The organism is Stenotrophomonas sp. TWI169, from assembly GCF_039674705.1.
GTDB classification, from domain to species: Bacteria; Pseudomonadota; Gammaproteobacteria; order Xanthomonadales; family Xanthomonadaceae; genus Stenotrophomonas; species Stenotrophomonas maltophilia_P.
Map to the genome: position 1 here is coordinate 43,855 of NZ_JBDJOB010000013.1, position 26,154 is coordinate 70,008.

26 protein-coding genes and 1 tRNA gene are annotated in these 26,154 nt (G+C 66.0%); 12 read left to right on the forward strand and 15 right to left on the reverse strand.

Annotation, left to right across the window (positions count from 1 at the left end; genetic code table 11):
* Positions 1-30: 30 nt before the first annotated feature.
* The 6 genes from murB to ABE543_RS11595 form a co-directional block, all read right to left on the reverse strand.
* Complete coding sequence (gene murB, locus ABE543_RS11570) at positions 31-1,092, reverse strand: UDP-N-acetylmuramate dehydrogenase (RefSeq protein WP_263178003.1); 1,062 nt, start codon at positions 1,090-1,092, stop codon at positions 31-33.
* An 8-nt stretch (positions 1,093-1,100) separates the two neighbouring features.
* On the reverse strand, positions 1,101-2,156 hold the full coding sequence (locus tag ABE543_RS11575; protein WP_065181373.1) for a quinone-dependent dihydroorotate dehydrogenase: 1,056 nt from the start codon (positions 2,154-2,156) through the stop codon (positions 1,101-1,103).
* An 8-nt stretch (positions 2,157-2,164) separates the two neighbouring features.
* Positions 2,165-2,932: a class I SAM-dependent methyltransferase gene (locus ABE543_RS11580; RefSeq protein ID WP_053517550.1), complete on the reverse strand. Its 768-nt coding sequence runs from the start codon at positions 2,930-2,932 to the stop codon at positions 2,165-2,167.
* A gap of 5 nt (positions 2,933-2,937) precedes the next feature.
* The gene (locus ABE543_RS11585) at positions 2,938-3,222 is read right to left on the reverse strand and encodes a DUF4190 domain-containing protein (RefSeq protein ID WP_053517549.1); all 285 of its coding nucleotides are present in this window, start codon (positions 3,220-3,222) and stop codon (positions 2,938-2,940) included.
* A gap of 76 nt (positions 3,223-3,298) precedes the next feature.
* Positions 3,299-4,102 carry an SDR family oxidoreductase gene (locus tag ABE543_RS11590; protein ID WP_346475703.1) on the reverse strand — a complete coding sequence of 268 codons (804 nt, stop codon included), beginning with the start codon at positions 4,100-4,102 and terminating at the stop codon, positions 3,299-3,301.
* Positions 4,102-5,634, reverse strand: coding sequence for an aldehyde dehydrogenase family protein (locus ABE543_RS11595; RefSeq protein WP_111186677.1), 1,533 nt, complete (start codon positions 5,632-5,634; stop codon positions 4,102-4,104). The genes ABE543_RS11590 and ABE543_RS11595 overlap by 1 nt, the downstream gene beginning before the upstream one ends.
* A 483-nt stretch (positions 5,635-6,117) precedes the next feature.
* Between ABE543_RS11595 and ABE543_RS11600 the strand changes: the two genes are divergently transcribed.
* Positions 6,118-7,575, forward strand: a complete 1,458-nt coding sequence (locus ABE543_RS11600) for an undecaprenyl-phosphate glucose phosphotransferase (protein ID WP_111186541.1) — start codon at positions 6,118-6,120, stop codon at positions 7,573-7,575.
* Positions 7,576-7,724: 149 nt separating this feature from the next.
* Positions 7,725-8,159 (forward strand): low molecular weight protein-tyrosine-phosphatase, encoded by a 435-nt coding sequence (locus ABE543_RS11605; RefSeq protein WP_053516763.1) that lies wholly within the window; start codon positions 7,725-7,727, stop codon positions 8,157-8,159.
* Positions 8,160-8,220: 61 nt separating this feature from the next.
* Here the strand turns inward: ABE543_RS11605 and ABE543_RS11610 are convergent, their stop codons facing one another.
* The 6 genes from ABE543_RS11610 to ABE543_RS11635 all read right to left on the reverse strand — a co-directional run bounded on the left by ABE543_RS11610 (position 8,221) and on the right by ABE543_RS11635 (position 14,055).
* A complete protein-coding gene (locus ABE543_RS11610; RefSeq protein ID WP_197600496.1) occupies positions 8,221-10,410 on the reverse strand; it encodes a YjbH domain-containing protein in 2,190 nt (729 codons plus the stop codon).
* Complete coding sequence (locus ABE543_RS11615) at positions 10,410-11,162, reverse strand: capsule biosynthesis GfcC family protein (RefSeq protein ID WP_346475704.1); 753 nt, start codon at positions 11,160-11,162, stop codon at positions 10,410-10,412. Before ABE543_RS11615 ends, ABE543_RS11610 begins: the two co-directional genes overlap by 1 nt.
* Positions 11,163-11,167: 5 nt before the next feature.
* The gene (locus tag ABE543_RS11620) at positions 11,168-11,794 is read right to left on the reverse strand and encodes a YjbF family lipoprotein (protein WP_065175569.1); all 627 of its coding nucleotides are present in this window, start codon (positions 11,792-11,794) and stop codon (positions 11,168-11,170) included.
* A 64-nt stretch (positions 11,795-11,858) separates the two neighbouring features.
* Complete coding sequence (locus ABE543_RS11625) at positions 11,859-12,959, reverse strand: polysaccharide biosynthesis/export family protein (protein WP_180875995.1); 1,101 nt, start codon at positions 12,957-12,959, stop codon at positions 11,859-11,861.
* An 83-nt stretch (positions 12,960-13,042) separates the two neighbouring features.
* A complete protein-coding gene (locus tag ABE543_RS11630; protein WP_053516758.1) occupies positions 13,043-13,375 on the reverse strand; it encodes a hypothetical protein in 333 nt (110 codons plus the stop codon).
* Between the two features lie 77 nt (positions 13,376-13,452).
* Positions 13,453-14,055: a phosphatase PAP2 family protein gene (locus ABE543_RS11635; protein WP_180875943.1), complete on the reverse strand. Its 603-nt coding sequence runs from the start codon at positions 14,053-14,055 to the stop codon at positions 13,453-13,455.
* Positions 14,056-14,164: 109 nt separating this feature from the next.
* On the opposite strand from ABE543_RS11635, the gene ABE543_RS11640 reads away from it, so the two are divergent.
* From ABE543_RS11640 to ABE543_RS11650, 3 genes are all read left to right on the forward strand, one after another.
* Positions 14,165-14,241 (forward strand) — tRNA-Arg (locus ABE543_RS11640).
* An 886-nt stretch (positions 14,242-15,127) separates the two neighbouring features.
* Positions 15,128-15,310: a hypothetical protein gene (locus ABE543_RS11645; protein ID WP_053516755.1), complete on the forward strand. Its 183-nt coding sequence runs from the start codon at positions 15,128-15,130 to the stop codon at positions 15,308-15,310.
* 132 nt (positions 15,311-15,442) lie between these two features.
* Positions 15,443-15,577 carry a hypothetical protein gene (locus ABE543_RS11650; protein WP_258012811.1) on the forward strand — a complete coding sequence of 45 codons (135 nt, stop codon included), beginning with the start codon at positions 15,443-15,445 and terminating at the stop codon, positions 15,575-15,577.
* A gap of 15 nt (positions 15,578-15,592) precedes the next feature.
* On the opposite strand, the gene ABE543_RS11655 is transcribed toward ABE543_RS11650, so the two are convergent.
* Together ABE543_RS11655 and ABE543_RS11660 are read right to left on the reverse strand one after the other, a co-directional pair.
* On the reverse strand, positions 15,593-15,952 hold the full coding sequence (locus tag ABE543_RS11655; RefSeq protein WP_053516753.1) for a response regulator: 360 nt from the start codon (positions 15,950-15,952) through the stop codon (positions 15,593-15,595).
* A complete protein-coding gene (locus ABE543_RS11660; protein WP_053516751.1) occupies positions 15,949-17,103 on the reverse strand; it encodes a PAS domain-containing sensor histidine kinase in 1,155 nt (384 codons plus the stop codon). The genes ABE543_RS11655 and ABE543_RS11660 overlap by 4 nt, the downstream gene beginning before the upstream one ends.
* A 152-nt stretch (positions 17,104-17,255) precedes the next feature.
* Between ABE543_RS11660 and ABE543_RS11665 the strand changes: the two genes are divergently transcribed.
* The 6 genes from ABE543_RS11665 (at position 17,256) to ABE543_RS11690 (ending at position 24,534) form a co-directional block, all read left to right on the forward strand.
* Complete coding sequence (locus tag ABE543_RS11665; RefSeq protein ID WP_346475705.1) at positions 17,256-20,357, forward strand: response regulator; 3,102 nt, start codon at positions 17,256-17,258, stop codon at positions 20,355-20,357.
* Positions 20,354-21,178 (forward strand): CheR family methyltransferase, encoded by an 825-nt coding sequence (locus tag ABE543_RS11670; RefSeq protein ID WP_065175572.1) that lies wholly within the window; start codon positions 20,354-20,356, stop codon positions 21,176-21,178. Before ABE543_RS11665 ends, ABE543_RS11670 begins: the two co-directional genes overlap by 4 nt.
* Complete coding sequence (locus ABE543_RS11675) at positions 21,178-21,753, forward strand: chemotaxis protein CheB (protein WP_128988641.1); 576 nt, start codon at positions 21,178-21,180, stop codon at positions 21,751-21,753. The genes ABE543_RS11670 and ABE543_RS11675 overlap by 1 nt, the downstream gene beginning before the upstream one ends.
* Positions 21,750-22,877 (forward strand): hybrid sensor histidine kinase/response regulator, encoded by a 1,128-nt coding sequence (locus ABE543_RS11680; protein ID WP_053516742.1) that lies wholly within the window; start codon positions 21,750-21,752, stop codon positions 22,875-22,877. Before ABE543_RS11675 ends, ABE543_RS11680 begins: the two co-directional genes overlap by 4 nt.
* Positions 22,878-22,966: 89 nt before the next feature.
* A complete protein-coding gene (locus ABE543_RS11685) occupies positions 22,967-23,395 on the forward strand; it encodes a BLUF domain-containing protein (RefSeq protein WP_128988643.1) in 429 nt (142 codons plus the stop codon).
* Positions 23,396-23,490: 95 nt separating this feature from the next.
* The gene (locus ABE543_RS11690) at positions 23,491-24,534 is read left to right on the forward strand and encodes a linear amide C-N hydrolase (protein ID WP_229765795.1); all 1,044 of its coding nucleotides are present in this window, start codon (positions 23,491-23,493) and stop codon (positions 24,532-24,534) included.
* Here the strand turns inward: ABE543_RS11690 and ABE543_RS11695 are convergent.
* Entirely contained in the window at positions 24,531-25,304 is a 774-nt protein-coding gene (locus tag ABE543_RS11695) for a DUF6491 family protein (RefSeq protein ID WP_065175574.1), read from the reverse strand. The two genes, ABE543_RS11690 and ABE543_RS11695, sit on opposite strands and share 4 nt — an antisense overlap.
* A gap of 80 nt (positions 25,305-25,384) precedes the next feature.
* Here ABE543_RS11695 and ABE543_RS11700 point away from each other — a divergent pair, with 80 nt between their 5' ends.
* Positions 25,385-26,080 (forward strand): AraC family transcriptional regulator, encoded by a 696-nt coding sequence (locus ABE543_RS11700; RefSeq protein WP_346475706.1) that lies wholly within the window; start codon positions 25,385-25,387, stop codon positions 26,078-26,080.
* Positions 26,081-26,154: the final 74 nt, after the last annotated feature.

Below are 26,154 nucleotides of genomic sequence, written 5' to 3' on the forward strand. Positions count from 1 at the left end.
GGGTGGCGCCGGTGGAAAGGGCGGGGGTGTTCACCACTGTGCGCCGAGCAGGCGGGGCTCCGGCTCGATCGGTACGCCGAACTTCTCCAGCACCGACGCGGAAATGCGCCGCGCCAGCGCAAGCAGCTCGGCCCCGGTGGCGTTGCCATGGTTGACCAGGACCAGCGCATGGCTGGCAGCAACGCCTGCATCGCCCTCACGGAAGCCCTTCCAGCCGCAGGCCTCGATCATCCACGCTGCGGAGACCTTGCGCCGGTCCTCACGATCGGCCGGGAACACCGGCAGGTCCGGGAAATGCTGCAGCAGCACGTCGACCTGCTCCAGGGGCAGGACCGGATTCTTGAAGAAACTGCCGGCATTGCCCAGCACCTCCGGATCGGGCAGCTTGCGGCGGCGGATCGCGATGACTGCGTTGGCCACGTCCACGGCACTGGGCAGCTCCACGCCCTGCGCCTGCAGTTCTTCGCGGATGCCGGCATAGTCCATGCGCAGGTCGTGCAGCAAGGGCAGCTTCAGCTCGATGGCGGTGATCAGGTAGCGGTCTGCCTGCTGCTTGAACACGCTGTCGCGGTAGGCGAAGCCACACTGTTCGTTGTCCAGCCGCACCCAGGCCTGCTCGTGGCAGTCCCAGGCTTCCACTGCCTGGATGAACTCGCCGACCTGTGCGCCATAGGCGCCGATGTTCTGGATCGGCGCTGCACCGGCCGTGCCTGGAATCAGGGCCAGGTTCTCCAGCCCGGACAGGCCTTCCTGCAGCGACCACATCACCAGGCCGTGCCAGGGCACGCCGGCACCGGCGCGGATCACCGCATGATCGGCGCGATGCTCCAGGAAACTGATGTCGCGGTTGCCGAACACCAGCACGGTGCCAGGCACATCGTCGGCGATCAGCACATTGCTGCCGCTGCCCAGCACCAGCAGCGGTCCGCCGGAAACCTCCGGCAGCGCCAGCACGTCCGGCAACAGCGATGCGTCATGCAGCTCCAGCAGCTGCGCGGCATTGGCACGCACGTGGAAGGTGTTCAGCGCCTGCAGCGGCGCGTTCCGGGTCAGTGTCCAGCGCAGCGGTGCGGCGGTGTCGAGTCCATCCATGGGGGCGCTCACAGCGGCGCCACCGCGCCACGGCTGGGCGCTTCGCGGCGGCGGCGGATCGCCTCCACGCATTCCGATACCAGCGCCGGCCCGCGGAAGATCAGGCCGCTGTAGCACTGCACCAGCGAGGCGCCCGCCGCCATCTTGGCCACTGCGTCGGCGCCGGACAGGATGCCGCCGACACCGACCAGCGGCACCGACTCGGGCAGGCGCGAGCGCAGCCGCCGCAGGACCAGGGTGGACTGTTCCAGGACCGGGGCACCGGACAGACCGCCGGCTTCGTTCGCCAGCGGATCGCCGGCCACCTTGCTGTGGTCGATCGTGGTGTTGGTCGCGATCACGCCGTCCACCTGCAGCTCGCCGAGCACGCGCGCAGCAGCGTCGATGTCGCGCTCGCTGAGGTCAGGCGCCACCTTCACCAGCATCGGTACGCGCCGGCCGTGCCGCGCGGCCAGGTCTTCCTGGCGGTCACGCAGCTGGCTGACCAGCTGGCGCAGTGCGGTTTCCTCCTGCAGCTCGCGCAGGCCGGCGGTGTTGGGCGAGGAGATGTTGACGGTGATGTAGTCAGCCAGCGGGTACACCTTGTCGAGGCAGGCCACATAGTCGTCGACGGCCTGCTCGTTGGGGGTGTCCTTGTTCTTGCCGATGTTGATGCCGAGCAGGCCGCGACGGTTGCGCGCGCGCTCGACATTGCGCACCAGTGCATCCACGCCGGCGTTGTTGAAGCCCATGCGGTTGATGATGGCGTTGTGCGCCGGCAGCCGGAACAGCCGCGGCGTCGGGTTGCCCGCCTGTGGCCGCGGCGTGATCGTGCCGATCTCGACGAAGCCGAAACCCAGCGCGAACAGCGCATCGATGTGCTCGCCATTCTTGTCCAGGCCGGCCGCCAGGCCGACCGGATTGGGGAATGTCAGCCCGAACACGGTGCTCGGCAGCGGCGCGATGCGTGCGGCCAGCAGCGGCGTGGTGCCGGTGCGGTAGGCCACGTCCAATGCGGACAGGCCGAGGCCGTGGGCGCGCTCGGCGTCGAGCGAGAACAGGAAGGGGCGGGCAAGCGAATACATGCGTCGGTTCAGTCCAGCGTGCCGAGGAAGGCTCGGGTTCGATATTCAAAGGCGACCTGGCCGTTGACCGCGTGGGCCGCGAACAGATCCTGCAGTGCCGCCAGCATCGGCGCATGGCGCGGATGCCCGGGCTGTGGCGCATAGGAGGACGACAGCAGGCGGCCGCGCAGGGCGTCCAGATCCAGATGCTGCACGTTCGGCAGTTCCACCTGGCCGCGCAACCCGGCACCAAACCATGCCTGCATCGTGGCGTCATCCTGGTAGCGTTCGGCCACGGCGGAATAGTCCGTGCCGTAATCGAGCAGCAACTGCTCATAGCCGACCAGGAACGGGCTGGCATCGAGCAGGCGTGAGTTCCAGTAGATCAGCGCCAGTCCGCCGGGGCGCAGGATGCGCTGCCATTCAACACGGACGGCGTCGGTGTCGAACCAGTGGAAGGCCTGCGCGGCACTGACCAGATCGACGCTGTGCTCTGCCAGGCCGGTGGCCTCGGCACGCCCATCGACGGCCTGGAACAACGGATATGCAGCCAGCCAGCCTTCGGCGGCGGCGCGCATGGCGGCGTTGGGTTCGACCGCGACCACAGGATGGCCGGTGTCGAGGAACAGACGGCTGGAAATGCCGGTACCGGCGCCGATGTCGGCCACCCGTGCATCGTGGTCGACGCCCATCGGTCCATGCAGCCATTCCATCAACGCCGGCGGGTAGTCAGGCCGATAACGGACATAATCGGCGACGCGGCTGCTGAAGCGTTCGGTGCTGTCGGAGGAGGTCATGGCGGTCAGTTCGACAGTGCGGCGAGCCAGGCCAGGCCACCGAAGAAGAGGATGAAGGCCAGGACTGCCGCCAGGGCGGCTGCCACCATCACCCAGCCCAGCACCAGCCCGGTGACGGCCAGGCCATCGCCTTCGAGTTCATGCGGGCGGCGGCGGATCTCGGCGCGGGCCATGTGGCCGGTGACGATGGCGACGATGCTGGCCACGAAGGGCAGGACAGTCCAGGCGGCAATGCCCATGACCAGGCTGACCACGGCCAGGGCGCTTGTCTGTCGGGGTGCCACGCTCATCGGGTCCTCCTTGCAGTACGCACATGATAGTGCCTCCGTCCGGGCAATCCCATGGGCAGTGCCCGGCCCGAGCGGTTCAGCCCATCAGTACCTGGCCACCATCGACGTTCAGCACGTGACCGGTGATCCAGCGCGCCAGCGGCGAGCACAGGAACAGCGCGGCATCGGCAATCTCGCGTGGTTGGCCGAAGCGGCCGAACGGAATTCTTGCCAGGGTGCCGTGATACAGCGCCGGGTCGCGGGTCCTGCGCCGGTCCCACAGACCGTCGGCAAACTCGATGGAGCCGGGGGCGATGGCGTTGACCCGGATCCGGTCCGGCGCCAGTGCCAGCGCCTGCGACGTGGTGTAGTGCGAAAGAGCGGCCTTGGCAGCCGCATAGGGAGCGCCCCCCGGCCGGGGTTGCTGCGCGGCGATCGAGGAGAGATTGAGGATGCAGGCGTCGCTCGATTCGCGCAGCCAGGGCAGGGCGAGCCGCGAGGCCCGCACCGCGGCCATCAGGTCGACCTGCAGGCTTGCGGCCCAGCCGTCTTCATCGTCTGCCATGCCGTAACCGGTGGCATTGTTGACCAGCACGTCGACGCCGCCCAGGGACGCTGCGGCCGCATGCAGCCAGGCGTCGATCTGGCCGGGGTCGGCCAGGTCGGCGGCAAAGGCGTGCAGTGATGCCCCCTGGGCCACTGCGTCGGCCAGCAGGGCGTCGAGCCCCGCCTGACCTCGTGCGCAGACCGAGACATGGGCGCCGGCCGCAGCGAAGGCCAAGGCCATCTCGCGGCCGATGCCTTTGCTGCCGCCGGCAACCAGCACCCGGCGGCCGCTGAAGTCGAGGATTGGAGCCCCCGTCGGGGCCCCACTCTCGGCGACGTCCGGGCCGGGATGCATCACAGGTCGAACTTGATGCCCTGGGCCAGCGGCAGCGAATCGGAGTAGTTGATGGTGTTGGTCTGCCGACGCATGTAGACCTTCCATGCGTCCGAGCCCGACTCGCGGCCACCACCGGTGTCCTTCTCGCCACCGAACGCGCCACCGATCTCCGCACCGGAGGTGCCGATGTTGATGTTGGCGATGCCGCAATCCGAGCCCGCAGCCGACAGGAAGCGTTCGGCGGTCTTCAGATTCTGGGTGAAGATCGACGAGGACAGGCCCTGCGGTACCCCGTTCTGCATGTCGATGGCTTCGTCGATGCTGTCGTAGGGCATCACGTACAGGATCGGCGCGAAGGTCTCGTGCTGGACCACGGCATCACTGTTCTTCAGGCCGCTGACAATGGCCGGCAGCACGAAGTTGCCGGCGCGGTCGATGCGGGTGCCGCCGGTCTCGATGGTGCCGCCGGCGGCCTTGGCCTGGGCAATGGCGTCGAGGAACTGCTGCACGGCACCTTCGCTGTTCAGCGGACCCATCAGGTTGGCGGCATCGGTCGGGTCGCCGATCTTGCCTTCCACCTGCTTGTACGCCTTGACCAGCGTGGCCAGCACGTCGGCGTAGATCGAGCGGTGCACGATCAGGCGGCGGGTGGTGGTGCAGCGCTGGCCGGCCGTACCGACGGCGCCGAACACGATCCCCGGCACAGCCAGCTTCAGGTCGGCGGTCTCGTCGAGGATGATGGCATTGTTGCCACCCAGTTCCAGCAGGCAGCGGCCCAGGCGGCGCGCCACCTTTTCATTGACGGTGCGGCCGACCTGGGTGGAGCCGGTGAAGCTGATCAGCGGCACGCGACGATCATCAACCAGCTTTTCCGACAGTGCGGTGCCGGCATCGTTGACCAGGTAGAAGATGTCCGGGAAGCCGGCTTCGCGCAGCGCGTCGTTGCAGATCTTCATCGAGGCGATGGCGGTCAGCGGCGTCTTGTTGGACGGCTTCCAGATGCACACGTCGCCGCAGATCGCCGCCAGGAATGCATTCCAGCTCCACACCGCGACCGGGAAGTTGAAGGCTGAAATGATGCCGACCAGGCCCAGCGGGTGGTACTGCTCGTACATGCGGTGGCCGGGGCGCTCCGAGTGCATCGTGTAGCCATACAGCATGCGGCTCTGGCCGACGGCGAAGTCGGCGATGTCGATCATCTCCTGCACCTCGCCATCGCCTTCCGGCTTGCTCTTGCCCATCTCCAGGGCAACCAGCGAGCCCAGCGCATCCTTGTGCCTGCGCAGCGCCTCGCCGCACAGGCGCACGGCTTCGCCACGGCGCGGGGCAGGGGTCGTGCGCCACTGCTTGAACGCTTCCTGGGCGCGGGCGATCACCGTCTCGTATTCAGCCTCGGTGGTCGCACGCACCTGTGCGATCGGCTCGCCCGTGGTCGGGTTGACCGGGGTGATCAGCTCACCGCTGGCAGCGCTCGACCACTCCCCGTTGCCCAGGTACGTGCCAGCGTTGATCGCGTCCAGGCCAAGGGACTTGAGCAGCTCGGAAGACATGCAGACTCCTGTGTTTCGTTACGTTGTTTGGCGTCATCGCGGGCGGGTGGGGGGCGATGAACAGAACCGCCGATGGTAGCAGAGGGCGATGAGCGGCCTTGGTGCAGTGCAGGGTGCCAGGCCTGGCGGACGTGACGGGGACGGGGGGCCCGGCGGCGCCAATCGGGTTGATCCTTCGGAGCGTGATGGGATGATTCCGTGCATCAAACGTCAATTTCTGGACGCTGTCGGACGTAGTGCGAATCATTTTGACGCATTTTGAAATATTAAAAAATAGGAATAGTTCTAATGACTTAGGGTGGGTCGGGCGGGTGAATGGGCGCGCGACGGGCTGCCGCTTCCTACCAATTGCCTTTCACATCATTCACAATCACGTTCGACTTATTGACGCAATTCCGTCTGTTCGCACCGGCTTGGGGAGGCCTGGTATGCGACAGCCATCACATTGTAGTGCTGGATCGGAACACAGCTTGGAGAAGTGCAGTGCTACATGGATCGGTAGATGACCTCCCCGCAGAGCGTGCCGATGCCGGCCGCCGCCGGGTCGAAGCCCGGGCGGCCCTGGAACTGGGGCTTCGCCTCGGAGACCTGTTGCTCCTGCCCGGCATGGCTGCACTGGCCCACGTCGTATGCTACGGCACGCCGGCCCCCAACCAGTCCCAGCGCATCGTCTTCGGTGCGGTGATTCTCAGCGCCATCGTCTGCTTCTCCATCGCACCGGTCTACCGCAACTGGCGCCTGCGTGGCCTGCTGGCCGACCTCTGGCTGCTGCTGCTGGCCTGGTCCGGCAGCTTCGCCCTGTTCTCCCTGTATGCCGTGCTGGTGGGGCTGGCCGATGCCGTGCCATCGCGCTGGCTGGTGGGCTGGTACATCGGCGGCCTGGCCTCGATGGCGGGGCTGCGCGTACTCCTGCGTGTCCAGCTGCACCGGTTGCGTTCGCGTGGACTGGATCGCGAGCGGATCCTGCTGGTCGGGCTCCGGGCCCCGGCGCTCAGGCTGCATCGCCTGCTGCGCGGCAAGCCGGAGATGGGCAAGGAGGTGATCGGCTACTTCACCAGCAAGGGCGACATTGCCACCCGGCGTGGCGGCGATGCCCCGCAGCGCCTGGGCGCACTGGATGATGTACCGCGCTACCTGGATGCGCACCGGGGGGAGTTCGACCAGGTCTGGGTGTCCCTTCCGCTGGGGGATACCGCGCCCATCCGTGACATGCTCAAACAGATCGAGCGGTTCCCGGTGCCGATCCGCCTGATTCCCGATACCACGGGCCTGGGGGCACTGAACCCGGGCGTGCACCAGGTGGGCGATGTGCCGATGATCGGCGTGCGCCAGGGCCTGGTGGACCACAATTTCCGCCTGTTCAAGCGCATCGAGGACATCCTCGTGGCCGGCGTAGCGGTCATTCTGCTGGCGCCGCTGTTCGTGGTGCTGGCGATCGGTGTGAAGCTCAGTTCACCTGGCCCGATCCTGTTCCGCCAGCGCCGCCACGGCCTGGGCGGCAAGGAGTTCTGGATGCTGAAGTTCCGCTCCATGCGCGTGCATGAGGAAGGGACGGGGCAGATCACGCAGGCGACCCGGGGCGACCCGCGGGTGACCCGGTTCGGTGCCTTCCTGCGGCGCAGCAGCCTGGATGAGCTGCCCCAGTTCTTCAACGTGCTGGGTGGCAGCATGTCGGTGGTGGGCCCGCGTCCGCATGCGATCCAGCACAACAATCACTATGAACGCGTGATCGAACGCTACATGCACCGCCATTACGTCAAGCCGGGCATCACCGGCTGGGCGCAGGTGCACGGGCTGCGGGGCGAGACGCCGGAACTGCGGTCGATGAAGAAGCGCGTGCAGTACGACATCGACTACATCCGTCGCTGGAGCCCGACCCTGGATGTGCGGATCATTGCGTTGACGGCGCTGAAGGTTCTCGGGCAGAAGTCGGCTTATTGACCCTGCAGAACTGCGAACTGCGACGTAATTCCATGAATTGCATGGCTATTTTCTCGCCAGCAGCGGCGCTGTAAGGTAATCTGTGCAGCTGTCAGCGCTCCGCCCGTTTCGCGGCGGGGCCTGCATGGAATGCCACAGGATCCAGGTCAGTGTTCAATAACGTACTTTTTGTTTGCGTCGGCAATATCTGCCGCAGTCCCTCGGCTGAAGTGATGCTTCGACGGGCGGTCCAGGGCAGAGGCATCCAGGTTTCTTCCGCAGGTCTGGGAGCACTCGTCGGGCATGGTATCGACGCCACTGCCCAGGCGCTGCTGGTGGAGCAGGGCATGGATGGGCTGGCTCACCGCGCACGCCAGATCGATGATGCGATCCTTGGGGCGGCCGATCTGGTGCTGGCCATGGAGCGCAAGCACATTCACCGCATCACCGAGATCGCGCCGCAGGCGTCGGGCAAGACCTTCCTGCTGGGCAAGTGGCAGCAGGACCGGGAAATCCCCGATCCTTATCGCCAGCAGCGTCCTGCTTTCGAGCATGTCTACAGATTGATGGCCGAAGGCATCGAAAGTTGGGTGCGGTACCTGTAGGTCTTCACCGGGCGAACGTGCAGCAGGGCGGCCTTTGGCCGCCCTGCTGCGTTCCGGCAGGTCAATCGTCGATCGAGCGGATGTTGTCGTAGAAGAATCGCTCGTCGCGATCGCCGGTGATGTTGTACAGCGAATATTTGCGGCTGAGCATGGCGCCACCGTCGCGGATCAGGGGATTCCAGTTGAACGCGGCTCGTCCGCGTGTCGACCGTGGCAGGAATCCGTCCAGCGGGACGCTTATGTAGATTCCCTTGTCGAAGCTGCCTTCGCCGAAATCGCGTGCGGAAACGTTGGTCTTCGTTGCATAGGCACCCATCGTGACGCCATTGTCGAAGACGCGGGCGACGTCCAGGGTTGCGCCCCTGTCCCCCGCCAGATACTGGCCGACGGACAGCGAGCCGACGATGCGCTCGCGGGCGTCGAAACTGTAGTAGAAGGTGGCGTGCCCGGTCGTGACCTTGTAGTCGCGCAGATCCCAGCGCTGATCGAAGTCGCGTTGCTGCACGCGATTCAGGTTCGCGCTGACGGCCCATCGCTCACCGCCGGGACGATACAGCAGTTCACCGCCTACGCCGGCATACATCCACTCCAGGTAACCCGCGTACGCGATGCCATAGAGATCGCGGCCCAGGCGCCCAGCCACATTGAACTGCAGATTTGGCAACACCACGTCCGAGTCCACCATGTACCTGCGCAGATCGGTGCGCACGCGCGGGAGTCGACTTGGGGCGTTGTACTTGAACTTGTCGTAATTGTTGATCAGGTTGGCGCTGACGGTTCCTGTAAGCCACATGTTGGGGCGTACGAACAGGCTTCCGGAATAATTGGCGGCAATCTGGTAAAGGATGAAACCATCCGGGCCACCGAGATTCTGTCGGTAGCCGATGTTGAAGCCGCCGCCATAGGGGCGTGTCCTGGGTTCATACAACGTCTGGCGAGTGACGTCGTCGGGAGACTGCACCTCGGTGCTGCGACGTAGCACGTCCTCGCTGACCCGACCATCCAGATAGCCCACGAGGGCACCGCGGGCGACGGACGTGTCCACGATGGGCATCCCCAGTCGTGTTGTCCGCAGCGTGAACCACTCGTACTCATCGCCCGTCGCATTGGCCAGGATGCGGCCGGCGCGTCCCAGGCCCTTGGCGTTGTGGAGGTATCGGTTCTGGTAGCCGTCCACGTAGAGCTCATCGCCGCGACGGGAGATGCGCTCGACCCGGAAGCCTGCATTCCGGGTGAGGTCGGCGCTGATGGCAGCCCAGTCCGGGCCGCCTTCTGCTGTCGTGGCGCCGGCGTCGCGCGCTGCGGTCGCCGCAACCGCGGCTGCCTGCGGGTCGCGAGGCACGATCCGTTGCGGCGGGGGATCGAAAGGCTTGGGCGCAGACACGGCATGGCCGGGATTGCCGCGCCAGGTCAGCGAGAACATCGCCGCGTCACCGCGTTCCCACGCGGCGGTGAGTTCCACGTTGCGGTTGGGGACGTAGACCAGCCCCACGTTGATGGGGGTGCGCTGTTCCAGATTGTTCCCGCGCGGCTCACGGCGGTAGTCGTTACCGTCGTACTCGACCTTGACCAGCAGCGAATCCAGCGGCGTCTGATAGGTGATGCCGCCAAAGACGCCGACCGGGCCCTTGAACATGTTGTCCAGACCAAAGCGACCGGCGTCGTTGATGTTGCTGCCCGCGATGGGGCGTCGATTCTTGAATCGATCGTCGATCGCTCCCAGTGGATTGGCGAAATCGCCGCGGTTGCCGATGTAGCCGGTCGCAAGGCCGATGGAGGCGTCGATGGGCCCCAGATTCTTGCTGGCAACCAGATATTCGCTGGAGAAGAAGCCGGTACCACCGAGGTCGCGTACACCGAAGGCAAGCTCCGGCAGCCATCGTGATTCCTGCCAGAGCCGCAGCTTGAAGTCGATCGATTTGTCCTTGTAGTTCTGGTCTCCCGCGATGTTCGGACCATAGCGGATGTTGGACACGTTGATGTAGCGGAACGTGCTCTCAAGCCAGGGGAACGGTTGCAGCGTGAGGTTGTAGCGGCTGTACGGGGAATTGTGCGAGGCCGTGAAGCTGAGGTCGCCGTCGGGCGCCATGCGTGCCGTCGGTGTCTGCAGGAGGCCGATGCCGCCCCATTCGTTGGCGGTCGGCGGAGGGGCTTCCTGGGCCTGCAACGCGGCACTCAGTGACAAGGCGAGCGCGGTCAGCGCAAAGCGGGCTGGGCGCGGCACGCGTGCACGCTGGGGAATGTCGGTCATTACGGGCTGACAGGCTGGGTGGCGATGAAGGTGGCAACGTCGTTGTTGAATGCCGGGTCGATGGATTTCAGCACCGATTCGCGCAACGGAACATAGATCGAACCGCCAGGGGCGACCGCCTGGGGATCCGCGCGGTTCCAGAGTGCAATGCCCTGTTGCTGAACCCGGCCATCGGGTTGCACGATATAGAGCGAGTCGGGATCGGCGGCCGCGCTGGGTGGGCAGTCACGCAGATAGTCCCGTGCATCGCGCTGCGGGGAATGGTGGACAGTGCAACTGGTTCGGACCGCGCCGAGGACCGTGATGTGATCAGGTCGGACGGGAATGCGGAGGACATCGCCGGCCATGAGCACCGGATTGCTCTGCGGCTGCACCTGCATCAGGCGTGGCGAAATCACCGTCGGTACACGTCCGGTCGCGGCGTGCGCCTGCACCCATTGCTGGAGGGTCGCCGCGGTTTCGACAATGGCCGGATCTGCGTTGAGCTGAAGCTGCGTCAGGCCGTGCAGGATTCCGGCACGCAGTCGGACCTGTTCAACGAGCGCCTGGCGGCGAAGATAGCTGCTGCCGAGCAGATAGGCGCCGGCCGCAGGCTGGGCCTGGACAACCACATCGGCCAGTCGCCGCTCCGGCTGGATGGCCTGGTCACCGGGATGGGCGACCGCACCCTCGACGCGCACGACCGACGGCGCCTGCGCCCAGCACAGTGACGGTAGCGCCGACAGCATCAGGCAGAGAATTCGAGTGTTCATGCCTGTCATCCCTTCGGGGCACGGTAGGGCTTGAGCTGGGTGAGTTCCACGACGTACCCGGGGGCAAGATGCTGCCGGCTCTTCCAGATGAATCCGGTCGCCGGGTCCGCCCAGTAGATGTTCTGCGTGTCCATTCCGCCGCCCTGGAGATGCTCGACGAATCGCTGCAGGGTGCGGGTGCGGCCGAGAATCCTGACCTCCTCGGTGGCGCCGGGTGTCAGCGTGCCGGTGACGACAACGCCGAGCTGATACGACGACATCCAGTCGTATTGGCGTTGCACCTGTGCCGGTCCGCTTAACGACGTCAGGCGGTCGAAGGGGGACGCGCCGATGATCCGCGTCTGCAACTGACGTCCCAGCCCGCTTGAGCCCAGCAGCACGCCGTTGCCGTCCAGCTCGATCACGGCATGCGTGCCGGCGTACCACTGCTGCCGGCCACCATCAACGTAGCCAAGAACGGCCACCGCGGTCAGGTCCCGTGTCTCGACCAGCACCTGCGGGAAGCGATTTGCCGCCACGGTAGCGGGGCTGACCTCAACGGGCTTGTGCAGCAACAGCCGGAAGCTGTCCGCCGTTGCCCGGCTGCCGGTGGTGCAACCGGCAAGCACGAGCGCCACGGCGATCAACGCCATGCGCAATAGACGGCCTGAAGTGCGTCGGAATGAACGCACCGAGGCTGCTCCCGTGCGCGCCATGTCAGTTGTCCCTGACTTCGGTTCCGGTGCGCGCGGCCGTGTAGAGGATATTGGTGAAGGGCAGCAGCTGGTTGACGAAGCGGTTCCAGCGGCTCACACCTGCGGCGCCGACAAACACCACGTCCCCGGGCTGCAGCTTGAACTGGCTGCCAACGGCAAATGCTGTTGGTGAGCGTGCTTCCAGCTGATAGATCACCGAAGGCTCCTGCTGCAGATCGGTGCTGCCGCGGATGACGTACACCGCATTGCCATTGGCCGTCTGCTGCAGCAGCCCGCGTGCACGACCGAGCGCCTGGTTCAATGTGACGTCGCCAGTCCGGAAGCTGTACGCGCCTGGCAGGTTGACCTCGCCAACGACGAAGACCTCCTTGCGATCCAGATAGGGGATATAAATTGAATCGCCATCCTTCAGGAACAGCTGGCGCCCACCATGTTCCTTGGCCAGACTTTCAAGGTTGATGGTGTAGCTCACTCCGTCGCGGCTGAACTGGATGCCCGAGAGATCCGCCTGGGCTGCGTTCAGTCCGGCCTGGCTGATGGCATCGGTCAGGGTAAGCGGCGAGGTACCGAGTGGGACGGGCGAGGACCGCTCGGCCGCGCCGGTGACCCACACCCGCTGGCTGCCGTAGTTGAGGACCGACACATCCACCTGCGGCGATTCCACGTACTGCGCGAGGCGCCGGCTGATTTCCTCACGGATCTCAGACGGGGTCTTGCCCGCCGCCTTGACCTTCCCGATGTAGGGGTAGAACAGCGTGCCATCGCTCTGCACCAGACGACCGGCGAGCGCGCCCTGTTGTTGGGAGCCGGCGGGTACGGTGAGTTCAGGGTGATCCCAGACCGTCACGTAGAGGATGTCACCGATGCCGACCTGGTAAGGGGAAGGCTGGTAATCGAAAAGCTCGGCAGGAAGCGTCTGTTCGTTGCGAGCTGCATGCTCCTGGGCGATCAGCTTGGAGGTGATGGTGACGATTTCCAGTCGGCCATCGTCGCTGCTCTGCGAAGTGACATCACTTCGGCGCAGGTGCTGACCTGGCGCGAATGCGCAGCCGGAAACGGCCAGCACAGTGAGTGCAGTGGCGAGAATACGGAGAGGCTTCATGTTCATGTGGTGGGTTTCCGACAGGCATAAAAAACCCCCGCCGTGCATTGCCCGGCGAGGGCTTGCTCGAACAGCAGGGCGAATCAGCCGCCGGTGCCGCCGGTCCCGCCAGTGCCACCCGTACCGCCGGTGCCTGGGCCGCCCGGACCCGGACCACCGGGTTCGCCGCCACCATTGTCGTCGCTGCCGCTGCTGCTGTCGCCACCGATGCTGTAAGCCACAGCTGCGGCTGCAATGCCGACTACAGTGGTGCCGAAAATGGCAGCGTTCGAATAGCCAGCGGCTTCAGCGCCGGCGGTCACTTCGGCAGCCGGAGTCTCGGCGTCAGTGGTTGCCTGCGCGTCCTGCGCGAAGGCCATCATCGGGGAGGCGGAGAATGCCGCCAGGGCCAGAACGGCGATCGTCTTCTTGAACATGGGAGAGGCACCTACTCCGTTAGGGAAAATTTCACCCCAATCTTGCGGCGGAAGGCCCGCAGTGTCAAGCGCCGGGTTCAGTTCCCGAGGTCATGCCGCTCATGCGTGCTGCTTCGCCCCGACAGCAGCTTGGCGGCGTCCCTGATGAGATCGTGTGTCCGAAGATCCGAAATGGCCGCCGGAACCACCAGCCCCGTCACGCAGGCCAGCAACAGCACCCGGACTTTCGGCCGCGAGTGGGCGACCGATGTCCCCAGCACCGCGCAGCTTGCAGCCAGGCCCAGAGCCAGGCCGGAGATGACCTCCGATGTCGAGTGTGCCTGAACAGGCAGTCGTGAATACGCGATTGCACCGGCCAGCAGAGAGCCTGCAGCGAACCAGCGGAGGTCCCTGCGTTCGCCAGTGCTCACCGTCAGCCATAGAGCCACCGGGTACACCACGCTGGACATGGCGGCGTGCCCGGAAATGCCGGTGAAGTCCAGACGCTGAATGCCCAGCCCCCAGCCCATGAACGCCAGCTTGGAGGCCAAGGTCAGTCCGGCGGTCACGGCGATGGCGACGGCCCAGCGTCGCCTCAAGGACGATTCGCTTCGCGGCAATGCCAGCAGCAGCACCATGGCCATGGGCAGCAGCCAGCGGCTGTCGCCCAAATTGGAGAGGAAAAGCCAGAACTCGGACATCCGGTGGGACTGATGTGGGGGCGGCCAGCATACCTGCCGCCGATGGCGCGGCGATCGTCGGTGGCTTGGTCCATTCAGCTGGACGCGGTATGCTTTACCGCTTGCGCAAGGCCCCGTAGCTCAGCTGGATAGAGCGTCCCCCTCCTAAGGGGAAGGTCGCCCGTTCGAATCGGGCCGGGGTCACCATCGGTCAATTGCCCGCAGATGATCAGGCGGGTACCGCTTCTGCTTGCGGCGTGCTGTCTTCGCTGCGGCGTGCTTGCCACCCGCCACAGTGCGTTGGAAAAGGGCGTGCGGCGGCCTGGTCTGCCTTCCGCCAGGCTCACCTAGGGGCGATCCAGGTCCTCTGGCAACAGGCCAGCGAGTGCGAGTATTCGATCGTGCCTGATCTGCTGCACCCAGTGGCCCCAGGCATCCGCCGCCGTCAAGACATCGATCGAGCCGCAGGCGGGACACCTCAGTTGCACACCCCCGTGCACATCGGTGAGCCCGCACCCATGCGACATCCGTGATTCGTCCCCACATGACTTGCACTTGGCCTGCACGGAATCCAGCCGTTCGATGGTGGCATCCAGGCGCAGCAAAGGGCGGATCCGCAGGATCCGGAATGCAACAGGAGTGGTCATGTGTCTTGCCGGTCAGGGGCTGGACACGGAGGCGAGGAATTTCGCGCCGAAGAGAAGCCGAATGCAGTGACCATACAGCATGAACTGTTAAGACTCTCGTTCTTTACAGCCCTTATTTCGTTCTGGTGAGGGCCGAGGGTTCGCGAGAGGGGCGGGGAGCCTGAACATCCAGTCAGGTAAGCAAGCCGTTTTCACACAAGGCTAACTGCTCAGCGCCCAGTTTCACTGCAGCGTGACGGGTCGGCAGGGGGACTCGTGGCAGGCCTTGAGCCTGCCGTGCGCAGCGCTTCCCCCATGACCAGCAGGATCCGAATGAATCGCAATGCCGTGACGTCCGTTGGCGTCGGACCGGGCGCCGTCCCCCTGTGCTGCCGGGTGGGCCATGCCGTCTTCCCTGGACGCGCACGCCGCCCCGCCTTCCCGATCATCCCCCCGGCGGCCGGGTGATGGGGCGTTTCCAGTACGCGTTCCGCAAGGCGCGGGGCTGGCAGGCCTCCCTGGTCGCCGCCGCGTGGGCAGCGCTGCGCTATACCGTCAGCGGGGATACCGGCTACTTCCGTTCCCACGGCGGCTGGCGAAGATCACGGATCAGCCGGAAACCGGGCGAGGCCGACTCTCTGGATGACTGAGTCCGCGGGTGATTCTTGCCGGAAACGCATAGCAGTCTGCGGGCTGCATGGGTTTGCCGGGCCTACAGTGGCCCCCAATGCCGGGAGGGGTACCCGGCCACCTGCACGCCTTCGGTCCAGACGGGAGTCGCCATGCACCTGCTGATCGCCCTTGGCAAAGTGGCCGCGGTGTTCGCCTGCGTGCTCGGAATTCTTGAAATCTGCAGCCGGGTTCACCGTCGGCGCAGGGGCCGCAGCAGGCGTGCGGACAGGGAAAAACTCCCCTGACGCACTTGGCGAGGCTCAGTCCTGCCTGAGCAGCTCCACCAGTTGCCGCAGCCGATAGGGTTTGGGCAGGAACTCGACCTGTTCGGGCAGGGGAGGCAGCTGCGAACGCGCATAGCCGGAGGAGAGGATCATGCGGGCGTGCGGCTGGTCGCGCGCGACGTGTTCGCTCAGTTCAATGCCGGACATGCCATTGGGCATGCTGACGTCGCTGAACACCACGTCGAAGCGGGTATCGCCGCGCAGCAGGGCCACTGCTTCATGACCGTCGGCCGTGGTCGCCACGTCGATGCCGAAATCGCGCAGGGCCAGCCCTATCATTTCGCGCAGGTCGGTCTGGTCCTCCACCATCAGCACGCGGATCGGATCATCGGTCATGGGGCGGGTTCCTCTAGTGCGGGTAACAGCAGGCTGACTGTGGTGCCGACGCCTGGCGTGGTGGAGACATCGACGAAGCCGCCGCTCTGGGTGGTGAATCCGAACACCTGGCTCAGGCCCAGTCCGCTGCCTTTGCCGATGTCCTTGGTGGTGAAGAAAGGCTCTGTCGCGCGTTCCGCCACATCGACGGGCATGCCACGCCCCTGGTCACGCACGCTCACCGTCACGTATCGGCGCTGCTGGCCAGCCTCTCCATCCGGATCAAGGCGATGCTCCAGTGCGGTGGCGATCAGCACGTGGCCGCCATCGGCCGTGGCTTCGACAGCGTTCGCGACCAGGTTCGCCAGGGCGGTCTGCAGCTGCAGCGCGTCGGTGCAGACCGGCGGCAGATCGTGAGCCAGTTCCGTGCCCAGCAGTGTACCCGAGGCATGCGCGCGCCGCAGGCCCGGCAAGGACTCGACGATCAGTTCGTTGACGTCCACCGGTTCACGGATCAGGGTCTGCCCGGTGCTGAACGCAAGCAACTGGCGGGTCAACAATGCGCCGCGGTCGGTCGCCGTCTGTGCAGTGGAAAGCAGTTCGTGGGCCCGCGGATCACTGCCCACGCGCAGCGCCAGCAGATCCAGTGCGTTGCCGATGGTGGTCAACAGATTGTTGAATTCATGCGAGAGCCCACGACTCAGCCGGCCGACCGTCTCGAACTGCTGGGTCTGCCGGAGTGCACGCTGTGCGTCACGCAGCAGGCGCTGCGCCTGCCATTGTTCGGTGATGTCGCGGGTAATCTTGACGTAGCCGAGCAGTTCGCCGTTCTCCAGCACCGGCTCGATCACGATGCTGGCGCGGAACGAGGCGCCGTCGCGACGGACGCGCCAGCCTTCGGCGGAGCAATGACCCTGCTGCGCGGCCAGCCGGAGCAGCCGCTGCGGCTCGCCGGCGTCGCGGTCTGCTGGCAGGTAGAAGCGTCCGAAGTGGGTCCCGATGACTTCCTCGGCTGCATACCCCTTGATGCGTTCGGCCCCGGGGTTCCAGCTGCAGACGATGCCCTCGGGATCGAGCAGATACAGCGCATGGTCCCGCACGCTGTCTATCAGCAGGCGCAGCTGTTGGGAAGTGTCCGTCAGAGCGGACCTCGTAGAAGCGGGTGCGTCCACGTGGAAATGAGCATTACCCCTGTGAGGGCCGGAAAGCTAGGCACTGCAGTGTGAAGGATGTGTGCAGGGATGACCCGTGCCATTGGTCGTATGCGGCTGAATACGACACGGGGTACCATCACGCACTTCTTTGCCTTCTGGAATCGCCCCGTATGCGTCCCGGTGCAACCTCGCGCGACCGCTGGATATGGATGACTGCTGCCGCATTGCTGGCCGCAACCATCGCACTGGAACTTGTCGTGCCTCTGGGGTATGCGGTGTGGCTGGCCTACTTCCTGGCCGTTGGCGTGACGGTGTTCCAGCGGAGTGCACGCGCACCGTTCGTGGTCGCGGTGCTGGCCTGCGCGCTGCTGATGGTGGGCTATCACATCGCCCCGGCAAGCACGAATTCGGCATTCTCGCTGGTGAATCGCACCATCGGCGGTGCGGCCTTCCTGATGATCGCGCTGATCGTGTCCCGCGCCATCCAGGCGCGCCGGCAGGCCATGCGCGCCCTGTGGCTGCAGGAGGCGGAGAACGCCGTGGCCATGAGCCTGCGGGGAGACCTGGGGCCGGAGCAGATCGCCGAGGCGGCGGCGACCAGCCTGGCCTCGCAGCTGCAGGCCGATGTCGGCGCCGTGTACCGGCTTGAGGGCGGCCGTCTGCAACTGACGGGCGGACTGGCGTTGCCGGCCGGCATGCCGACGTCGCTGGCGCTGCAGGAGGGGCTGGCCGGACAGGTCGCGCGCGACCTGCGCACCCGCCACCTGCAGGGCGATGAGGCCTCGGTACTTGAACTCCAGAGCAGCCTGGGGCGGGTTCCGGTGCGTGAGCGGATCCTTGCACCGATCAGCAGTGACGGTGCCGTGGTCGGCATCGTCGAGCTGGGTCGATCCAGCGTCGGCGAACAGCGTGATCTGGACCGCGAACTGCTGGACCGCTGTGGCGACACCATCGGCATGGCCCTGCGGGCGTCGCTGCTGCGCGCGCAGCTGGTCGTGCTGCTGGAGGAGTCGCAGCGCCAGGGAGAGGAGCTGCAGGCCCAGCAGGAGGAACTGCGCGTGGCCAACGAGGAGCTGGAAGAGCAGAGCCGCAGCCTGCTGCAGTCGCAGACCCATCTGGAACAGCAGCAGGCCGAACTGGAGCAGAGCAACGTACAGCTTGAGGAGCGCACGCACGAGCTGGAGGCGCAGAAGCAGGCCCTGCTGGTTGCGCAGAGCCAGCTGGTGCGCAACAGCAACGAGCTGGCGGCGACGTCGCGCTACAAGTCCGAGTTCCTGGCCAACATGTCGCACGAGCTGCGTACGCCGCTGAACAGCTCGTTGATCCTGGCCAAGCTGCTGGCCGACAACAAGGATGGTACGCTCACCGAAGAGCAGGTGAAGTACGCACGGGCAATCCTGTCGTCGAACAACGATCTGCTGGCGCTGATCAATGACATTCTCGACCTGTCGCGCATCGAAGCCGGGCATGTCGAACTGAGCGATGAAGTGGTCGCGGTCGACAGCGCGCTGCAGCGGCTGCGCGAGACCTTCGATCCGATCGCGCGGCAGAAGGGGCTTGCCCTGGAGATCAGCGCCGATGCGCTGGCGCCGGGTCAGCTGGTGGTGGACAGCCAGCGCCTGCAGCAGATTCTGAAGAACCTTCTGGCCAATGCACTGAAGTTCACCGAGCACGGCAAGGTCAGCCTGCACGTGCGTCCCGGCGGCAGTGGCCGCATCCGCTTCGAGGTCTGTGATACGGGCATCGGCATCGCGCGCGAGCAGTTGCAGGTGATCTTCGAGGCTTTCCGCCAGGCTGATGGCAGTACCCGCCGGCGCTATGGCGGCACCGGGTTGGGCCTGTCGATCTCGCGCGACCTGGCTGCCCGCATGGGCGGTGAAATCCAGGTGGACAGCGAACCGGGGCGTGGCAGCTGCTTCGTGCTGGAGCTTCCGCTGCAGGGCGCCCCCGTGTCCGCGCCGGAGCCGGGAGCGGAGCCCGCGCGCGTGGCCACTCCGGCAGCGCGTCCGGTGGTTGCACAGATGGCGCCGACTGCGCCTGCGCCCCCGCCCGCAGCTGCCACACACGTTCCAGATGATCGTGGCCGGCGGCAGCGCATGGGACGCCTGATCCTGGCGGTGGAGGACGACGTGGCATTCGCCGAAGCGCTGGTGGTGCTGGCGCATGAACTGGACTTCGACTGCGTGGTTGCCGGCACGGCAGAGGAAGCGCTGGCGCTGGCTGCCGAACTACGGCCGAACGGCATCCTGCTCGACATCGGCCTGCCCGACGTGTCAGGTCTGAGCGTGCTGGAGCGTCTGAAGCGCAACCCGGACACGCGGCACATCCCCGTGCACGTGGTCTCGGCGATGGACCGCAGCCAGGTGGCCCGTGAGCTGGGCGCGATCGGCTATGCGATCAAGCCGACCACGCGCGAGCGGCTGGCGGCGGCCATCGAGCAGCTCGAGCAGACCAGCCAACGCGATGTCAGGCGCCTGCTGATCGTCGAGGATGACAGCGAGCTGAGGCGCAACCTGGAGCTGCTGCTGGGGCGTGATCAACTGCAGATCGTCGCCGTCGGCACACTGGCCGCAGCGCTGGAGCAGCTCAGCAGTGTCACGTTCGACTGCATGGTGATGGATCTTTCCCTGCCGGACGGCAGCGGTTACGACCTGCTTGAACACATGGCCGGCAATGATGACGTCGGCTTCCCGCCGGTGATCGTCTACACCGGCCGTGCGCTCAGCCGCGAGGAAGAACAACGGCTGCGTCGTTATTCCAAGAGCATCATCATCAAGGGTGCGCGCTCTCCCGAGCGCCTGCTGGACGAGGTCACCCTGTTCCTGCACAGCGTGGAGGCGAGCCTGCCGACCGATCAGCAGCGCCTGCTGCGCGAGGCGCGCCGGCGCGACACCATCCTTGATGGGCGCACCGTACTGCTGGCCGAGGATGATGTGCGCAACATCTTCGCGCTGTCGAGCGTGCTCGAGCCGCTGGGTGTCAACCTCGAGATCGCGCGCAACGGCCAGGAGGCGGTCGATCGGCTGGCGCAGCGCGAGGTGGACCTGGTGCTGATGGACATCATGATGCCGGAGAAGGATGGTCTGACGGCGATGCGCGAGATCCGGGCGCAGCGCCACCTGCAGGATCTCCCGATCATCGCGTTGACCGCAAAGGCCATGCCCGATGACCGCGAGCGTTGCCTGCAGGCCGGCGCCAACGACTACATCGCCAAGCCGATCGATGTCGACAAGCTGGTTTCGTTGTGCCGGGTGTGGTGCTCGCGTCAATGAACGAGCAGGCCTTGTTCGACCTGGAGCTGAAGGTGCTGCTGGAGGCGATCTATCAGCGCTACCACTACGACTTCCGCAGCTACGCGGTGTCGTCGCTGCGGCGGCGCATGCGCCAGGCCATGCAGCGCTACGAGTGCGAGAAGCTGTCGGACCTGCAGCATCGCCTGCTCCACGAGCCGGAGCTGTTCACGCAGGCGATGCAGTTCTTCACCGTGCAGGTTTCGGAGATGTTCCGGGACCCGGCGTATTTCCGCACCCTGCGCGAGCAGGTGGTGCCGGTACTGCGCACCTATCCTTCGGTGAAGCTGTGGGTGGCGGGCTGCAGCACGGGCGAGGAGGTGTGGTCGTTGGCGGTGCTGCTGCACGAAGAAGGGCTGCTGGAGCGCAGCATCGTCTATGCGACCGATATCAATCCCGGGGCCCTGGTGACCGCCGAGGCCGGCGCATACCCGATCGATCGCCTGGCGCAGTTCAGCCGCAATTATCTGGCGGCGGGGGGCAGGGCGTCGTTGTCGGACTACTATTCGACGGCGTATGACGGGGCCGTGTTCGACCGTCACCTGCGACGCAACATCATGTTCGCCGATCACAGCCTGGCGACGGACACGGTGTTCTCCGAGGTGCACCTGGTGTCGTGCCGGAATGTGCTGATCTATTTCAACCGGGACCTGCAGGACCGGGCCGTGGGGTTGTTCCGGGAAGCGCTCGTGCATCGTGGCTTCCTCGGCCTGGGCAGCAAGGAGTCGCTGCAGTTCGGTTGCCATCACGACGCGTTCGACGTGTGTTCGCGCGAACATCGGCTGTACCGGAAGGTCGCCTGATGAATGACGCCGGTCTGCCGGAGGTGATAGTGGTCGGTGCATCCGCTGGCGGGGTCGCTGCCCTGCAGGCCATCGTGCAGGCGCTGCCGGCGGGCCTGTCGGTGCCGGTGCTGGTGGTTCTGCATGTGCCCCGTGACCGCAACAGCCGCATCGTCGAGGTGCTGGCGCCGCATTGCGCGGTGCCGGTGCGCGAGGCGGAGGACAAGCAGCCGATAGAGCGCGGTACGGTGACGTTTGCGCCGCCGGACTATCACCTGCTGGTGGAAGACCGATCCTCGGTTGCCCTGTCGATCGATCCCCCTGTGCTGTATTCGCGTCCGGCCATCGACCCCCTGTTTGAATCGGCCGCGGCGGTGTTTGGTCCGCGCGTGCTGGCACTGCTGCTGACCGGCGCCAGCAGTGACGGCTCCGAAGGCGTGGCGGCAGTGCGCGAGGCGGGAGGTCGCGCTTGGCTGCAATGCCCCGAAGAGGCCGAAGCTTCGATGATGCCGGCCTCGGCCCTGCAGCATGCCGGCGCCGATGCGGTGCTGCCCCTTGAACTGATGTGTCGCCGCTTGAAGGAGTTGTTTTCATGAACCTGTTGCCACCGGACCCTGCGCAGGCCCAGGCCCCGGTCAACCTGTTGATCGTCGATGACGTTGCACAGAACCTGGTGGCGATGCAGGCACTGCTGCAGCGCGAGGGCGTCAACCTGCTGCTGGCCAGCTCCGGCGCCCAGGCGCTCGAACTGCTGCTCGAGCACGAGGTGGCGCTGGCGCTGCTGGATGTGCACATGCCCGAGATCGACGGCTTCACGCTGGCGGAACTGATGCGGGGCTCGCTGCGCAGCCGTGACGTGCCGATCATCTTCCTCACCGCGTCGCCGGATGATCCGGTGCGCGCGTTCAAGGGATACGAGACCGGCGCGGTGGATTTCCTGCACAAGCCGGTGGCGCCGCAGGTGATCCTCGGAAAGGTCAATGTGTTCATCGAGCTGTACCAGCAGCGGCAGCTGCTGAAGGTGCGCAACGAAGCCCTGGAGCGCGCGCTGAAGTTGAACGAGACCATGGCCGCGGTGCTTACCCACGACCTGCGGACGCCGCTGTCAGCCATCCTGCTCTGCGCGGACAAGCTCAGCCTGGAACTGCCTGCGGGCAATTCCGCTGCACAGCAGACATTGCAGCACCTGGAAGCAAGCACGCTGCGCATGGCACGGATGGTCGAGCAGCTGCTGGACTTCTCGCGCATCCGCAGCGGCGGCCTGCGATTGCAGACCACGACCTGCGACCTCGACGCCCTGGCCCGCGCGGTCATTGCGGAGGCGGGCAGTGCCCACGGACTCGAGCGGATCCGCTTCCAGGCGCAGGGCGATACCGTCCTGCAGGGCGACATGGACCGGTTGGGGCAGGTCGCATCGAACCTGATCGGCAACGCACTGACGCATGCCGGCGAAGCACATGTCCAACTGGACGGGCGTGACCCGCAGCGGGTGGTGTTGCGGGTCAGCAATGCCGGCCACATCGACGCGGCGCTGCTGCCGCGGCTGTTCGAGCCCTTCAAGGCCAGCTTCCACCAGAGCAAGGGCCTCGGCCTGGGGCTGTACATCGTCGATCAGTTCGTGCGCGCTCACGGCGGTCGATTGACCGCGCGCAACGACGCGGGGCAGGTTGTGCTGGAGGCGGCACTGCCACGGCGGTGCGGTGGACCGGACATGGCCTGAACCTGAATTCTTCAGCAAGCGGGGCGCAGCCTTATGACGGGCTCATCCGCAACTGCTACCGTGGCTGCACATCTTGCCAGGGAAGCGCTATGCCATTGCGAGCCATCGCCTACGTCAGCCAGGCGCTGCCGGATCTTTCCGCAGATCGCCTGAAGGCGCTGGTGGACGACGCCGCCCGTTTCAACAAGCTGGCTGGCGTGACCGGGGTGCTGCTGCATGATGGCGGGCGCTTCCTGCAGTACATCGAAGGGCCGCCGGATGGCATTGATTCGGTTTATGAGCGCATCCTGCAGGCCGGCAGCCATGTCGACATCGTCGAGCTGGCGCGCAGCAGGCTTGGCCAGCGCCAGTTTCCCTATTGGGCGATGCGTGTCCTGCAGGTGGAGGCGTCCATGCTGCATGGACTCACGGTGGGCGACTGGGCCGGATTCAGCCGTGCGCTGCAGGGCGACCGCGCGGCGCCGACGGCGGTGGACCTGCTCGCCGACATCGTGCAGCCGGCGCTCCACGCCGGCTGAGTCGCGGCAGGGGCGCCGGGCTTCACCGCTGTCTCACCCTGCATGCGCTGAGATTGGACCTCCAGGGCATGGACGGGGGCAACATGGTACGGATGATGAAGCACACAGGGGCCGCGCTGCTGGTGGCGGCCCTGGCAGGCGCTGCAATGCCTGCCTTGGCCTGCACACGTGCGGTCTATCTGGGTGACAACGGCGATGTGATCACGGCGCGGTCGATGGACTGGAAGGTCGATGTGGCGACCAACCTGTACGTGTTGCCGCGCGGAATTGCACGGACCGGCGAGGCCGGGCCGAAGTCGTTGGCATGGACTGCACGGTACGGCAGCGTGGTGGCCACCGGCTACGACGTGTCGACCACCGATGGCATGAACGAGAAGGGGCTGGTCGCCAATCTGCTATGGCTGGTGGAATCGGAGTATCCGCAGCAGCGCGGCAGCAAGCCCGGCCTAGCCATTTCATTGTGGGCGCAGTACGTGCTGGATAATTTTGCGACAGTTGCAGAGGCCGTGGCGGCGCTGCAGCGCGAGCCGTACTCCATCGTCACCGACAAGGTGCCCGGCGAGGACCGGCAGGCGACCCTGCATCTCTCTCTGTCCGATGCCAGCGGCGACAGCGCGATCGTGGAGTACATCGGTGGCCGTCAGGTCATCCATCATGATCGCCGCTATCAGGTGATGACGAATTCGCCCATCTTCGAGCATCAGCTTGCGCTCAACAGCTACTGGCAGCAGATCGGCGGCACGGTGATGCTGCCGGGCACCAACCGATCGGCCGACCGTTTTGCACGCGCGTCGTTCTACATCAATGCGATTCCCAAGGCGGAAGACCCCGTGGTGGCACTGGCCAGTGTGTTCAGTGTGATCCGCAATGTCTCGGTGCCGTACGGAATCACCACGCCGGGCGAGCCCAATATCTCGTCCACGCGTTGGCGCACCGTGGCCGACCACAAGCGACGCCTGTACTTCTTCGAGTCCGCGATGACGCCGAATACGTTCTGGGTGGACCTCAACAGGATCGACTTCGGTGGCAAGGTGCTCAAGCTGGACCTGGGCAAGGACCAGCGCAACACCTTCTCCGGCGATGCGCTGGAGCATTTCGTTCCCAGCGCACCGTTCACCTTCCTCGGTGTCGGGAGCTAGTTCGACGCCTGGGTCGCGGCCGGGTAGACCGCCTGGATCTGGCAGCTGCCGCGGGTGTACAGCGGCAGCGGCCCCAGGCCGCGCTCGTCGCCGGGCTCGAACTCGGCACTGAGGATGCGATCGCCGGGATTGCCGCAGATCAGGCCGTTCTGCAGCCCGGACTGGAAGCTGACCTGAGGCGCGCGGTCCAGCTGGCGGCAACTGCCGCCCAGTTCGACGCGGTAGTAGCGGTGGCCGCCATTGCGGCGTGGATTGGTCTCCACCAGCAGCCCCTGCTGATCGGAGGACCAGGCACGGACGTTGCGGGTTGCGAAACAGTAGGAGGGCGATCCGCCGAAGCTGCGGCGCTGCTCGCGCCGCTCGCTGATGGTCACCGCAGGCAGGGTCGCGGTGCTCAGGCGGTCACTGTCACGGGCGACAGTGGCGTAGTCGCGGTTCTGCACTGGACTGACCGCGCTGACCGCGCAGCTGTGCCCGTCCACGACAACGCGTTCGCTGGGGCGGCCGCAGGCCCAGCCTGCCGGCGCTTCCAGCTTCAGGGAGGTGGCCGCACGCACGTTCGGGCAGTCTTCGCTGAAGTCGATCCGGTAGGCCTGGCCGGACGCGGCGCGGACGGCGATCGAGCGCGGCGAGGCCTGCTCCACCTCCTGCACGCCCACGGCGTCGAGGCAGTGCGGTGCCGGCGCCCGGCGTTCCTGCCCGCTGGCGGTGACGGAAAGGGACAGGCCGATGCTCGCGGCCAGAGCCAGGGAAACCTGTCGATATGCCATGACCTGCACTCCTTGCTGGATAGACGGCCCGACTATAGCAGTCAATTGCACCGCCGGTGTCAGGCGCGCAGACTTGCCGAATGGGCGCCATTTTCCACCTCCGGCACTATGGCCAGGCCACCGGCCTGGATCGCCACGACTACGCGCAATGGGTGCTGCCACTGCAGGGCGAGCTGCAGTTCGAGCTGGAAGGGCGGGGCAGCCGGCTGGACCTTCTGCAGGGCGCATTCGTGGCCGCCGGCGAGGCGCATGACCAGATGGCGGAGGGTCCGAACGGTTTCGTGATCGTTGATTGCGGTCCGGATGTTCTGGACGACGACACGCAGGAGCACCTGTGCAGGCAGCGGTGGCTGCATCTGCCGCTGGCCCTGCGCCAGGGGCTGGCCGAGGTGCGGCAGGGGCAGCCGCTGCCGTTGCTGCTGCCTGCCTTGCTGAGGGTGTTTGCACCGGCAGGCAGTGGCGCGCGCATGCAGGGGCTGTGCACGGCGGTACAGGCCGACCCGGGGCAGCCCTGGCCGGTCGCGCGCATGGCGGCATTCGTCGGCGTCAGCGAAAGCCGGCTGCATGCGTTGTTCCAGCGCGAATTCGGCTTGAGTCCGCAGGCCTGGGTCAGTGCCTGCCGCCTGCGCTGGGCCAAGCACCAGCTGCGGACCAGTGCGCTGCCGATCAGCGAGATTGCGCTGGCCGCGGGGTATTCCGAACAGAGCGCATTGACCCGAGCGCTGCGCCGGGAGAGCGGCGTAACCCCTGCGGCCTGGCGGCGGGGCAGCCTCTGATCCATGGCGCTGCGGGAACGCCGCCGAGTGCGTCCGGCGCTGCCGGGACAGCAATAGCCTGGGTCAAGAGAGGT

Excerpts from the sequence above, each read along its gene's own strand:
- murB (WP_263178003.1), bottom strand. The coding sequence starts at position 1,092 with ATGGATGGACTCGACACCGCCGCACCGCTGCGCTGGACACTGACCCGG.
- ABE543_RS11575 (WP_065181373.1), bottom strand. The coding sequence starts at position 2,156 with ATGTATTCGCTTGCCCGCCCCTTCCTGTTCTCGCTCGACGCCGAGCGC.
- ABE543_RS11580 (WP_053517550.1), bottom strand. The coding sequence starts at position 2,932 with ATGACCTCCTCCGACAGCACCGAACGCTTCAGCAGCCGCGTCGCCGAT.
- ABE543_RS11585 (WP_053517549.1), bottom strand. The coding sequence starts at position 3,222 with ATGAGCGTGGCACCCCGACAGACAAGCGCCCTGGCCGTGGTCAGCCTG.
- ABE543_RS11590 (WP_346475703.1), bottom strand. The coding sequence starts at position 4,102 with ATGCATCCCGGCCCGGACGTCGCCGAGAGTGGGGCCCCGACGGGGGCT.
- ABE543_RS11595 (WP_111186677.1), bottom strand. The coding sequence starts at position 5,634 with ATGTCTTCCGAGCTGCTCAAGTCCCTTGGCCTGGACGCGATCAACGCT.
- ABE543_RS11610 (WP_197600496.1), bottom strand. The coding sequence starts at position 10,410 with ATGACCGACATTCCCCAGCGTGCACGCGTGCCGCGCCCAGCCCGCTTT.
- ABE543_RS11615 (WP_346475704.1), bottom strand. The coding sequence starts at position 11,162 with ATGAACACTCGAATTCTCTGCCTGATGCTGTCGGCGCTACCGTCACTG.
- ABE543_RS11620 (WP_065175569.1), bottom strand. The coding sequence starts at position 11,794 with ATGGCGTTGATCGCCGTGGCGCTCGTGCTTGCCGGTTGCACCACCGGC.
- ABE543_RS11625 (WP_180875995.1), bottom strand. The coding sequence starts at position 12,959 with ATGAAGCCTCTCCGTATTCTCGCCACTGCACTCACTGTGCTGGCCGTT.
- ABE543_RS11630 (WP_053516758.1), bottom strand. The coding sequence starts at position 13,375 with ATGTTCAAGAAGACGATCGCCGTTCTGGCCCTGGCGGCATTCTCCGCC.
- ABE543_RS11635 (WP_180875943.1), bottom strand. The coding sequence starts at position 14,055 with ATGTCCGAGTTCTGGCTTTTCCTCTCCAATTTGGGCGACAGCCGCTGG.
- ABE543_RS11645 (WP_053516755.1), top strand. The coding sequence starts at position 15,128 with ATGGGGCGTTTCCAGTACGCGTTCCGCAAGGCGCGGGGCTGGCAGGCC.
- ABE543_RS11650 (WP_258012811.1), top strand. The coding sequence starts at position 15,443 with ATGCACCTGCTGATCGCCCTTGGCAAAGTGGCCGCGGTGTTCGCCTGC.
- ABE543_RS11655 (WP_053516753.1), bottom strand. The coding sequence starts at position 15,952 with ATGACCGATGATCCGATCCGCGTGCTGATGGTGGAGGACCAGACCGAC.
- ABE543_RS11665 (WP_346475705.1), top strand. The coding sequence starts at position 17,256 with ATGCGTCCCGGTGCAACCTCGCGCGACCGCTGGATATGGATGACTGCT.
- ABE543_RS11670 (WP_065175572.1), top strand. The coding sequence starts at position 20,354 with ATGAACGAGCAGGCCTTGTTCGACCTGGAGCTGAAGGTGCTGCTGGAG.
- ABE543_RS11675 (WP_128988641.1), top strand. The coding sequence starts at position 21,178 with ATGAATGACGCCGGTCTGCCGGAGGTGATAGTGGTCGGTGCATCCGCT.
- ABE543_RS11680 (WP_053516742.1), top strand. The coding sequence starts at position 21,750 with ATGAACCTGTTGCCACCGGACCCTGCGCAGGCCCAGGCCCCGGTCAAC.
- ABE543_RS11685 (WP_128988643.1), top strand. The coding sequence starts at position 22,967 with ATGCCATTGCGAGCCATCGCCTACGTCAGCCAGGCGCTGCCGGATCTT.
- ABE543_RS11690 (WP_229765795.1), top strand. The coding sequence starts at position 23,491 with ATGAAGCACACAGGGGCCGCGCTGCTGGTGGCGGCCCTGGCAGGCGCT.
- ABE543_RS11695 (WP_065175574.1), bottom strand. The coding sequence starts at position 25,304 with ATGGCATATCGACAGGTTTCCCTGGCTCTGGCCGCGAGCATCGGCCTG.
- ABE543_RS11700 (WP_346475706.1), top strand. The coding sequence starts at position 25,385 with ATGGGCGCCATTTTCCACCTCCGGCACTATGGCCAGGCCACCGGCCTG.